We start from the raw sequence: 11,085 nt of genomic DNA, 5'->3' as shown, positions 1-11,085 counted from the left end.
GGGGAATCTATGAGAAGAAAACGTAGTATTGAACCAGAAAACAGCCACTAATGAAATTACCTTTTAAATAACTATTTTTGTACGTGCTTTTATAGCATTTGCTGCAACCTAAAAGTCAGCTAACCCCTGGGTCAATTTGGCCCGAAACAGGGTGGTCACTATCTCCATAATATACACGCAGAGAGCATTTACAAGCAATATATACAAGATATTAAGTGTTGACAGCCTCAGCAGTGTTGGCAGGCGGGCATTTGTTCGCCTTGCCTTGCTTCTAACCAGTTAACCGTTGAATTAGAAACTGCTAAGCACCCTAAGTAGCATGTCGGGCGGTTGATTTAAATCGTCCGACCTTGCTGCTGAAAAGCAAAACGACACGTACACCCGTTGGAGCCATGTAGCTACGGCAGGCGGCTGTATTACACCTCGCGCTATCGCGCCGGGTTTCATTGCGCCGTCAGCCTCGCTGCCGCTGGCAGGAGTGAAATTCGTTCCTCATAACACACCTGCCTTTCCCATTCCTCAAAAAAATCTAATCCCAATTTCACCGCATAGGCAAAGTTACCGACCGCCGGTTGAAAAGTAAAGGCTATACAACCGAAGCATTTGTGTTTTGTTTTTTAGCGGTGCTTCGGCCTTGACATTTCATCCGGCTCGCGCTTTTGGTGCTAAGCGTTGAAAATGGGATGGGATGTGCTTGTGCTTAAAACTTGGGGCGATTAAGAATGCTGAAAAACGAGTGAGGATAGCCATTCTCTAATAAATCTGGCAAGTCCTCTTTTTCTTCTTCTTTTACGTTTGGTATAGCTCTTTTTGCAAAATAAAATTTTAATTTCGACAGCGCTCTTTGCCTGCTAAAATCAAGGTATTTTAATTGTGATCGAGTATATTTATTATTTTCAATTAACTTAAATCCAGCGCCCCAACACATCGTCACCTGGGTTTCTTTATATGTACTTATATTTATATTACCCACCGCCATCGCTGCCAATTTGCTACTAAAGCTTCTCCTGATGGATAATTCTTGATTAATTAATTCTGTATCGGAATGCTTATCCAAACGTTTAATTACTTTCAGTAATTCTGCGTTGTGTTTTGATGCTTGCTTTTCTATAGATTTCTTTCTTACTTTCAAATCACCATTTTCATGAACCATATAACCCAAAAAGCTTACCCAGGGAGAATGAGGGTGAAGCCCTGACTTTTTAATGCTCCATAAATACACATCCCTGGATTTAATATTATTACCCCAAAAAACCTTGGTATAATTGGGCCTCAATTCGGGAGGATCGTGCGGGCTTAAATTTAATCCTGATAAGTTTTGGAAATAATTATCAAAAAGGATTTTGCATTCTTTTTTCGATTTGTGAACGATAACCATATCATCGCAATACCGTAAATAAAGGTAGTCCTTATTCCAGTTTTCCAAATTTGTAACTACCCGATCTAAATCGTGCATCAGCAAATTTACTATTAACCCTGAAAGCGCCCCGCCTTGCGGGATGCCAATGCTTCTCGAAATTAATTCACCGGTATCAAATTTTTCTTTCAGTTCAGGAGTCCATTTGAATTGCCCCCCAACATCACTGGCGGCCATCCAAAAATCTTCATTAGTATTCAAAGGGAAAACCGAGCCACTAAACGAATAGCAATTAAGGTACTCTTTAAAAATGATTTCTGCTGAAGGATGGATTTCAATATTTAGCTCTAATAGTACGTTTTTATCGTAATTGTATTTTTGAACCACGACTTCATGATCAACGCAATCAAAAAACTTCTTTATATCACACTCAGCTACATATAGGGGTGTCTCAAGATGCTTTATTCTAAATTTTTTGAGAAGTTCGACCGCATCATGATAGGTAGGGCCTTTCATGTATGAGTTTCTGGACCGAAATGCAAAAGAGCAATCCAAAAAGATATCATCAAACAATTGAGTTAAATACTTATTAGTTAAACTCAAAATTATTTTGTCTTCCACAAAGAATTTTGCAATAGGTCGACGTTCTATATCTGCTTTATTGTAAGGAGGTTTTCTCGCAGGAAACACGGTCGGTTTTCTTAATGAAAACGACTCCTCTTTAAAAACCCTCTTTTCGAGGTTGTCAATGAACACTCTCAAATTTTGATACCAAATGGGAGTTTCTAAGAGAGTTTTTTGGCCTGTAATAAATAGCCTATGTATATGATAGACCCGATTCCGTATTGATTGTTGATTTAACTCTATTGTGGAATCAAAATCTTTTCTGTTAACATGCTTTTTGGGCCTTGACCATTCTTTTCTTGATGGAAGAAGATCACTAATAATTTGGATTTCTAATGCCCTGGCTTTGTCCTCTATAGAAAAGGGTTTACTCTTACAGTATCTATCTAAATAGGAGTTTTTATGAATATAGAATGCGATTTTAGATCTTGAAATTATAACTTGTTCTAATATGCTGTGAAAATCGAAGAAGCTTTCAAAATCTTTCATATTTAAAAAAGAGGGCAGCGGCTAAAAGGAAATACTTCTATTGTTGTGGTTGGTTTAAAACCGTGGTTCTCATGTTAAGGTTTAAGCCCTACGCATATTGGCCCAATTATTATTATTCTCGGACTGAGTTTTAATTAACTTCTACAGTTTCGCTACCCTCGGGATAAATGTATTACTTTTATTTTTGAAAATGTTATGAAAGATTTTAAAGTGGGCTACTATTCTAAGCCTTTTAAGCACGAATTTAAGACAGTTGATTTGGAGGCGATGCTTAATAGCTTTAGAGAGGGGGTTTTTAAGCCTCTAATTGAAAAAGCCCGAAAGCTTTATTCCGATAATGAGTTTGAAAAATATACACTGTTAAAAAACACATTGCCGGCAGTCACATTTTCCGGTACTTTTTCTCCTTCCCGAACAGCTGGGAATTTGGCAACATACAGTTCTCTAATTGTGTTAGACATTGACAAAGCAGGAGCAGATCTGAACATTATTAAAGAATTGCTTTCAAAAGATCAGTATATTCTGGCTGTATGGCTTTCACCGTCAGGAGATGGTTTGAAATTTTTGATAGTGAGCGAAAATTGCGAGGATCTGCATAAGATAGCTTATAAGGCAGCTACTATATATTACAAAGAAAAATATGAGATTTCTGTTGACACATCCGGGTCTGATGTTTCGAGATTGTGTTTTGTTTCTTATGATCCCGATATTAAGGTAAATGTTAATTACAAAGTTTTCGATCAATTGCATTTGGTTGCTGAAAAGGTTGAAAAAACAATCAGTAATGAAAAAAAGTCTTATTCAGGAACACCTTCGCTATTGAAAGTAACGCTACCTAATGATGAATTATCTAAGCTTACTTATAAAAAAATCTATCATTTTTTAAATAAACGCGGGCTTTCAATTACCGAGTCTTACGAAAGCTGGGTTCGTGTTGCGTTTGCTTTGAGTAATACCTTTAACCCACATTTGGGTACACAATATTTTTTAGAACTATGCAGGCTTGATGGAGCAAACCATGATGAAAATCAAAGTGAAAAACTAATTCATTCTTGTTATCAGAAAGGATCTTCTCAAAGTTCATTTGCGACCTTACTTTACCTCGCAAAAGAAAAAGGATTTGACATTCATTTTAACAAGAAAATGAATGCCAAGAAAACAAAAAAATAATGCCCACCGTTATTTAGAGGTAACGCTTCCCTTGTCATTTGACTTAAAAGTGCCTTTCAAGATTATTTACAATCCGCTATCGATTTAACGATGAATATTCGCAGTGGATCGGTATTTTATTCACAGAATCACATAATCTTACTTGTGGATACACAAAATAAAACACAAGAGAAATAAATAGAAAGCAATAATAAAAGATAAATTTATTTTTACTTTTGGTGAAATTCTAAATTGTAATTTAAAGGGAGAAAAATGTTTTTTCAATTAAATTTGGAATTGTCGATTATTTTTTGCAATATTTGTATAATGAAACCGAAAATTTTTAAAATTGAGATTAACAAGGCGAAAGCTACTATTCACAGTACAGGAAAATTGGGATTCAATATAGAGGCTATAGAAGTTATGCAATTAAAGAACCAAGGTTCTTATTTGTTAGCTACAGATGAAGAGGATGAGAATGTAATGTATTTAATACCTACAGATACAGCAGATGGTGTAGGAAAGGTAGCTAAAGCTGGAGATTACTATTATTTGAACGTTGGAGATGCCTTTCAGAAATTAGGGTTTAAATACAAAGAGTACACTATTATGTTTGATATAGAGAAAAGTGAATATGAAGATAAAGAAATATTTATCCTTAGAAAAAGGAAAGACATTAAACGTAAAGAAAAAAGCACTTCTAATGAGGGAGGTACGGTATAAATAAAATAGGTTGTTACTTGCAATAACAACCTATTTAAAAAATTACTTGGTGAGAGTAATTTACTGTTGGCTTACCACCACGCAGATTTTTCTTAATCTTTTTACAAAGTTATTAAAGTTACTTTAATTTTTTAATTAAAGTGAAATTGTAATTTCTTTTTTACTCACCCGGCTTGTGGTTGTCTGTTTCTCCGCCATTTTAATCAGACAGCATTTACATTTAATTTCAAAATTAATACTTACAGGAATGAGTAATAGAATTACACATGTTAGAATGTCGGCTGAAACGGATTCAGCTGAACATATTGTTAGAGTTAAAGGAACTAACTCAAACGGGAATTGGGAAAACTCAGTTCCGGAAGTTGTTTCTTATTTAAAAACGGGCAATTATAGTTTTTATGTGCACGCCGCTAATAGAAGCATTAATGTAACACATCAAAAGAGTGCGGCTGGCAATGAATATATTAAAACAGAGCCTGACAATACAAAGAGGGATAACCTTCTCAGTTTGCCCCGATTTTAATATCTCATCAAATAATTAACTATATGCCGTTGACCAATGGTTGACGGCATTATTTCAAAACTTTAATAAAAATTTATGCCAACTTTAGACTATACACGAAGATTAACGAATCTTCAAAACAGAAGGTTCGATAAAGAATTGAATGAATCAGCATTAACTAAATCATTTAGTTCATCAAGCTTACCGCAGGACATCAAATATCTAATTGAATCCATGCAGCCAATCGGCGATAAATACAACGCCAAAACAATCGCTGCTGCAAACAATGTTCAAAAACATTTGGAACGTGATTTTGATCTTCATTTTAACAGAGCATATAGAACACAGGGCTCGGTTATGACGTCCACCAATATCAAGGTACATAGTGATTTTGACCTTTTAACCGTTATTGACCGTTATTTTTACCCACAATCGCAGCCTGTTAATCCATATAGGGAATCTGACCCGGATGTTGATATATGTGAGATGCGCAAGCAAGCCACTGCAATAATGAAGTCACAATACAACATTGTTGATGACAAAGGTGACAAATGCATTTCGATAGAAAATCAAAATCTAAATCGAAAAGTAGATATTGTATTTTGCTATTGGTATTACTCTGATAAGTTCAACGAGACAAACGACGATCATTATAAAGGTGTATATCTATATGATTTTAAAAACAAAACCAAACACCGTGATTTTCCATTTGCAACAATAAACAATGTTAATCATAAAGGCGACAATACGTATGACGGATTTAGGAAAGGCGTTCGTTTGTTGAAAACGCTTAGGGCGGATTGTGAAGTGGAATTGAAAACGCTAAAAAGTTTCCAATTGACCTCGATAGCTTATTCTATGGAAAATTCATTGTTAATGTATAGTACCGGAAGTGAATTACAAATAGCGGAGAATTTATCGGCTGAAATGAAATTGCTTATCGACGATCCAATTAAGCGAAAGGCTGTATTAAGCCCTAACGGATTAGAACGACCATTAGCTAAGGATGAGGTTGTGCCTGATATGATCCGATTAAAGCAAGATTTGGATGTCCTGATTGAAGATGCTTCAAAAGATATCGCCAATAGCTATTTTGTTCAACGATCAATTTTAGCTTATTAAACCATGACAGATTTAAAACCTAATATTTTCATTGGCTCGTCAGGTGCAGGCTATGAATACGCAACAAAAGTAAAAGAATGTTTGACCGGAATTGCAGATTGTACTTTATGGCAAGATCCGGGTGTATGGGAACCAAACAGCAGCACGTTTGATAATTTGCTGAGAATGGTGAGTTTTTTTGATTTCGGTATTTTTGTAGCAACCGCCGATGATTTGACGTTGACGAAAGATGATAAAATAGTTATCGAACCCAGGGATAATGTGATTTTGGAAATGGCGTTGTTTTTAGGTGCTTTAGGCAAGCATAAGTCTTTTTTATTAGTGGAAGATGGTGTAAAGCTACCGAGTGATTTTAAAGGTATTTATATGCCCCGCTTTAAAAGAGTTGATAATACTACTATTGAGACAGCCTGTAAAGAATTTTCTGCTAAAATTGAAGAACATTACAAGCTTGGGCATTTAAGTTTATATCCAACAACCGCTTTAGCCATCGGATATTATAAAAATTTCATTGCGGGGTTGGTAGATAGTGTCCAAAACACAAAAGTGTTAAAGATCAATAACTTGAAGTTTACCAAATTTAAGCTTAGAGTTATCATGCCGAAAGATTTAAAAGGGTTGATCAGAGAAAAGGCCGATCAGTTTTATAAACGGCATGGGTTTATCGAAAACACTATGCAAACTAAATTCAGGAAACATCCTGCGTGGTTTCATATCGACGAACACAATGCGCCGCAAGCGATCATGTATGATATGCCGAGTACCTTAACTGGTGTTGACGATGCCATAGAAATGATTTTACAAAAAGGATTCCAAGGCAGAACCCAACTTCAGGAGGTTATCGAACAAAGAGAGTTAAATAACTTTAGACGTGTTTTACAAATCCAAATAGATAGAAGTCCGTTTGCACAGGAGGTTGTTGAGATAGTTGACGAGTTTTAGAGATTATTATTTGCTAACAAGTTTCCCTTTGGAGCTTGTGCTGCTGAAGCAATAAATATCATAGCAGCGCGGCCAGCGCTGCTATGATTATATAGACAACAATACATTGTACAACAACTCAGCCGGTTGCCGATGAGCCTTCGCCCCCAATTATTGTTGATGAAAACAAAACACCAAACCGTATACCGTATCTGAGGAGATAAGCTATACCATAAAACATCAGGGATACAGAAGTTGGTGGACCTAATCACTTTTTTAGCGACCCCTTCCTGCCTTAACATTTTACCCGGCTGCACTTTAAAGTTACTTGGGCGGTGCAATTGGTTGGTTCGTAGAAATTAAAATATCGCCACCTATAAACCACCTTAGTTAATATTTTTTTAAATTTTTTCTTTGACGAATGAAGAGACAGTTAAGCGGTGAACCCCTAAAATTCTTCCTATAGCACTGTATGATATTTTTTTATTCATTAGTGATTTAATGTCGTCCTCCTTGCCTGTAAGCTTACGAATTTGTGATTTACTCCCTTTGGGACGACCAAGTATTTGACCTTCTGCTTTTCTTCGCGCCAGAGCTTCTTTTGTTCTTTGAGATATTAAATTCCTTTCTATTTCAGCCGAAAGTCCAAAAGCAAAAGCAAGTACTTTAGAATTAATATTATTTCCAAGTTCATAGTTCTCCTTGACTGTATATACCATGACATCCTTTTCCATGCAATCATGCAAAATCTTCATGATCTGCATTAGGTTACGTCCCAAACGGGATAATTCTGAGACAAAAAGTACATCTCCCTTTTGCATCCGCTGTAACAATGCCCCGAACTTTCGGACATCTAGTTTTTTTGTGGAACTTATCGTCTCGTCAATCCATTCATCTATGAATATTTGTTTTTTGTCGGTAAAGTTTTGAATTTCAAATCGTTGGTTTTCTGTTGTTTGTTTGTCCGTGCTGATGCGAATGTACCCGTAGTTCATATTGATTAGATTATTACTTAAATTAATTTATATAAGACAAGTATAAATTAAGCATGTCGAGTATTTAAATACGACAGATCTCTAATAAATACAACGAGCATATTCGTGTCGACAGTTGCCGATTCAAACACTTGGTAACCACCAAAATCAACCAATAAAAGTGGGTTAGTTTCCTCCAAAAAGAACTTACGAGTCGCAACGCCATAATTTGCCCGCATCCATTTGTTAGAAGTTATAAAACCAAAGTAGTAGTTAGGCTTAAGTAAACGAATGGCTTGTTCGTAGAACAAACAATAAATATCACCGGTACGGGTAAAGGTACTGTAATCGCCTTTTTGCAAAGCATCCGCATCCTCCCCCATTTTTTGCAACTGGATATATGGTGGATTTCCTATCACGACTTCAAACCCTTCAAAATCACCGCTTTCATTTAATACCTCCGGAAATTCAAACCGCCATTCAAAAGCATTTCGGTAAGTGATGTCGTTTTTTGCAGCTTCAATACTCTTTGAAAGCTCTTCAATTTCTTTTTCCAATAATCCCCGTTGAGCTACTTGCTTATTATCGTCGTTCCGCTCGAACAATTGTATAGCTTTATATTTTAAGATATATTCCTCGTTCTTCTTAATAAACAGTTTTTCAAATTTTGTTATTCGGGGATCTTGTCGCTTGAACTCATTAATGAAAAGTTCTATGTTGCCTTTTAACTCTTCCTTGAAGTTTTTGTCATTGGTGTCTTTATACTTTTTTACCCAGCTTTTATAATTATCGAGCTTTTTTATAAAGGAGGGTATTCTTTCAAATATTTCATCTTTAACCTTAAATCGACTGATTAATGAATTACCATGTTTAATATTAATATCAATATTAGGTAATGTCTCTAATTGCGTGTAGTTATCTTCTGATTTATAATAGGCATGTTTTAAAAGTTCTATCCACAATCTTAACTGGCAGATCTTTACAGAGTTAGGGTTAATGTCAACCCCAAACAAACTCCCCTCTATAAGTTTGCGTTTTTCATTAAATAAGGTTTCCTGAATGCGCTGAATTTCCGGCGCAATGATGTGACCGCCGGATATAGTGGTTGTAACAGCATATTCAAAAAATGAGGAGTTGCGATAGGTAACAACTAATTCATCGTTGGCAATACTAACATCAACATCACCCAGACGGCTTCCTTCGCTATCCGCCAATATCCCTAATTGCGCTTTGATGGCGATTAATTCATTTAAGCTTGATACCAGGAAATGGCCGGAACCGACAGCAGGGTCAACAATACGAATGGATTCAATCAGTAAGTTAAATTCTAAAATATCTTTGCGATTCTTCCGATCAGCAAGATAATTTTTCAGGTCAGTAATATCTTCACATTTCCACCCATATGCATCGTTGAATTTCTGAACTACTGCTTTACGAATGGTTTCCTGGCATAAAAACATAGTGACAGCACCTGGGGTGTATATTGAACCATCACGGTAACCATTCATTTTTTCAAATACCAGACCTAATACTGCAGCATTAATAATCGTCTTGTTTTCTTCCTGTACTTCTTCTTTACCTATAGACGCAAAATCGTAGGCTTCTAAAAACTCAAAGAAATAATGCAATGTGTTCATTGCGGTTAAATCTTTACTTTTTTGACGTTTTTTGGTGAGAATTGAATTACTGTATAAATCTATATCTAAGTTATCATCCAAGCCATTAACCTTTAAGCTAACATCTTCCAATGGCGAAATTTCAAACAAAGAACTGTTCAAATAGGGTATATGACTATATTTTTGCTGAATAGCGGATGTGCGGCTGCCCGATTGTCTGGCTAATACTTGAAAAAAGAGTTTGTGCAGCTCGTCATAATCGTTTACTGTTTGAACATTCAAAAACTTGAAACTTGTATTTCCATTATGGTATTTAATTAATTGCGCCTCCAATAATTTCAAGAAAAGAATACGGTTAACCCATGTTATACTCAATTCCAACCCTAAGTTGAACAGTTGCTCATCACTCGTTTTACCGTTTAGAAACTTACCTGGAACTTTTCGTAAAACATCATCAACTTCCATCATATTGATAGTGTTTTCAATTAACGAGGCTGGTTGTCTCTTTTCGAGTGGTAATCGTTGAATGATTTTTCTACTACCATCCTTTACTTCTTCTAAACCGATGATATGCAACAGTTCTTTAAAGAATCCGGTGTCAAGTGAGTTGCTATCATTTATAAATGGCAGCTTAAGTAGATTTACCGGCGAAAAAAACTTATATAGCGGTATTAGTTTATTGTCGTCCTTCTCTTTATTTGCTTTTAAATATTTTAAATATTCCCTGATATCTACGTGTGTAAATATTAGTTCTTCCTGTAATTCATGAAGGAATGGTTTTGCAATTTCATTATAAAATAATTCGGTTTTTACGCTTACCTTTTGCCCGGCCTCCCATTCTTTATATGCTTTTTGTAATTGTGTGTTTTTAGCAAATACACGCTCAAACAAAGAAGCATCAAAGACGAACCATTCATAAATGTTGGTTATCACTAAGTGAGTTAGCGAAATATTTTTATGATTTACCCTTTCCCTTAGAAAATAAAGGATAAGTTCATGCATCGCTTTGGTATTCAGGTTATCCTTAGTAACCATATCCAGTTTGTTTGACGGTTTTTTAACTTCAAACAAAACGCCTACATGCGATTTGGCTTCTTTTTCTAAATGAATTACGAGATCGGCGCGTCCCTTAGTGGCAATTAAATAGTTTGGATCATAATAGGTTGATTTTAAAAAATCGGCTAAATGGCCCTTTACATTCTCTTCACTTTCTTTCTCGTCGATATGCCCAAGTAACTTTGTAAAGTTTGCTTTGAAGACATCTAAATCCTCTCGGCGTGGTTTTATTAGACGATAGGCTTTATTAATACTTTCAACAAGAGAGATAAATGATATGGTCATGTTATACGATCAAAGGAATAGTAAAGTATAAACTTAAGAATTTGGAATACAATGAAGATAAAAACCAGTTATTATTTGTATTATTTGAAACACCACAACAGTTTTTATGGCATCAAAACTATAATAATGAATAAAATTCGATTGCCTTTTAGTAAAAAAGCAGTAAAAAATCACGATTTTAAGTGGTGTATATTATGGAGATGTTGACCACCCTGTTCCGGGCCAAATTGACCACTGGGTTAGCTGACTTTTGAGTTGCAGCAAATG

Annotated in this window: 8 protein-coding genes; 5 read left to right on the top strand and 3 right to left on the bottom strand. The window is 35.6% G+C overall.

Annotation, left to right across the window (positions count from 1 at the left end; genetic code table 11):
- Nucleotides 1-700: 700 nt before the first annotated feature.
- Nucleotides 701-2,470 (bottom strand): reverse transcriptase/maturase family protein, encoded by a 1,770-nt coding sequence (locus QWZ17_RS23620; RefSeq protein WP_290307789.1) that lies wholly within the window; start codon nt 2,468-2,470, stop codon nt 701-703.
- 195 nt (nt 2,471-2,665) lie between these two features.
- On the opposite strand from QWZ17_RS23620, the gene QWZ17_RS23615 reads away from it, so the two are divergent.
- The 5 genes from QWZ17_RS23615 to QWZ17_RS23595 all read left to right on the top strand — a co-directional run bounded on the left by QWZ17_RS23615 (nt 2,666) and on the right by QWZ17_RS23595 (nt 6,908).
- The gene (locus tag QWZ17_RS23615) at nt 2,666-3,640 is read left to right on the top strand and encodes a BT4734/BF3469 family protein (RefSeq protein ID WP_290307788.1); all 975 of its coding nucleotides are present in this window, start codon (nt 2,666-2,668) and stop codon (nt 3,638-3,640) included.
- A 306-nt stretch (nt 3,641-3,946) separates the two neighbouring features.
- Complete coding sequence (locus tag QWZ17_RS23610) at nt 3,947-4,342, top strand: hypothetical protein (protein ID WP_290307787.1); 396 nt, start codon at nt 3,947-3,949, stop codon at nt 4,340-4,342.
- A 247-nt stretch (nt 4,343-4,589) separates the two neighbouring features.
- On the top strand, nt 4,590-4,865 hold the full coding sequence (locus QWZ17_RS23605) for a DUF3892 domain-containing protein (protein WP_290307786.1): 276 nt from the start codon (nt 4,590-4,592) through the stop codon (nt 4,863-4,865).
- Nucleotides 4,866-4,940: 75 nt separating this feature from the next.
- A complete protein-coding gene (locus QWZ17_RS23600) occupies nt 4,941-5,966 on the top strand; it encodes a hypothetical protein (RefSeq protein WP_290307785.1) in 1,026 nt (341 codons plus the stop codon).
- Between the two features lie 3 nt (nt 5,967-5,969).
- Nucleotides 5,970-6,908, top strand: coding sequence for an STING domain-containing protein (locus QWZ17_RS23595; protein ID WP_290307784.1), 939 nt, complete (start codon nt 5,970-5,972; stop codon nt 6,906-6,908).
- A 380-nt stretch (nt 6,909-7,288) separates the two neighbouring features.
- On the opposite strand, the gene QWZ17_RS23590 is transcribed toward QWZ17_RS23595, so the two are convergent.
- On the bottom strand, nt 7,289-7,882 hold the full coding sequence (locus tag QWZ17_RS23590; RefSeq protein WP_290307783.1) for a master DNA invertase Mpi family serine-type recombinase: 594 nt from the start codon (nt 7,880-7,882) through the stop codon (nt 7,289-7,291).
- Between the two features lie 47 nt (nt 7,883-7,929).
- A complete protein-coding gene (locus QWZ17_RS23585; protein WP_290307782.1) occupies nt 7,930-10,818 on the bottom strand; it encodes a DUF7149 domain-containing protein in 2,889 nt (962 codons plus the stop codon).
- Nucleotides 10,819-11,085: the final 267 nt, after the last annotated feature.

The sequence above is a fragment of the Mucilaginibacter flavus genome, assembly GCF_030409315.1.
GTDB classification, from domain to species: Bacteria; Bacteroidota; Bacteroidia; order Sphingobacteriales; family Sphingobacteriaceae; genus Mucilaginibacter; species Mucilaginibacter flavus.
Note: the sequence above shows the minus strand (reverse complement) of the source record. Positions and strands in the feature narration are given on the sequence as shown.